The sequence below is a fragment of the Micromonospora sp. M51 genome, assembly GCF_018070305.1.
GTDB classification, from domain to species: Bacteria; Actinomycetota; Actinomycetes; order Mycobacteriales; family Micromonosporaceae; genus Micromonospora; species Micromonospora parva.
This window is the reverse complement of sequence record NZ_JAGPXZ010001311.1, coordinates 1-846: the sequence shown is the minus strand read 5'-3', so window position 1 is coordinate 846 and position 846 is coordinate 1. Positions and strand designations below refer to the sequence as shown.

Here is an 846-nt window from a genome sequence, read left to right as displayed (position 1 = left end):
CGGACGTGGCGGTGGCCCGGAAGCCCACCATCAGGCCGGCGGGGAACGGCCACGCCTGCGACCCCTGGTAGGTCACGTCGGTGACGGTCACGCCCGCCTCCTCGGCCATCTCCCGACGGACCGCGTCCTCCAGGCTCTCGCCGACCTCGACGAAACCGGCGAGCGTCGAGTACGCGTCCTCGGCCGCGCCCGCGTGCCGGGCCAGCAGACACCGCCCGGGCGGACCGGGTGCCTCGACCAACACGATGATCGCCGGCTCGATCCGGGGAAACAGCAGACGCCCGCACTCCGCGCCGGTGCAGGTCCGCAGGTGCCCGCCGCCGCCGGTGACGGCCGCCGCGCCGCACGTCCCGCAGAATCGCTGCTGCCGGTGCCAGTGCAACAAACCCCTGGCGTACGCCTGGACGGCCGCGTGACCGGGTTCGAGTCGCCCGACCAGGGCCCGCACGTCGACGGACCGCACCGCACCGGCCAGTTCGACGGCGGACCGCTCGGGCAGGTCGGAGAGGTCTGCGGCGAACACGGCGGTCTCCGCGTCCAGCCCCAGGAAGACGGTCTCGGCGGCGGCGGATCGGACCAGCGCCGCGCGCTCCGCGCTGAGCCGAACCGGCCCGTCGCCGTCGACGAGACAGCGGTCCCGCCATATGGCCAGCAGCACCGTGGTCGGCTCGGCGAACAGCTCGCTCAACCGCGTCGGATCGGTGCGCAACGGGCCTGCCCGGTCCAGCCAGCCGCCCCCGTACGCCAACACCCGCTCCGCAGTGCCCACCCGGTCACCGTGCCACGTCGGTGATCCGCCCCCGGCACCGCCCCCGGCTCGGTGCGACACGCCGTACGACACGCGGT

General features: G+C 74.8%; 1 protein-coding gene. It reads right to left on the bottom strand.

Annotated features, from left to right (window positions below):
* The coding region (nudC, locus tag KBX53_RS34495; RefSeq protein ID WP_210863982.1) for an NAD(+) diphosphatase at nucleotides 1-769 on the bottom strand (769 nt) is incomplete at its 3' end.
* Between the last annotated feature and the right edge of the window lie 77 nt (nucleotides 770-846).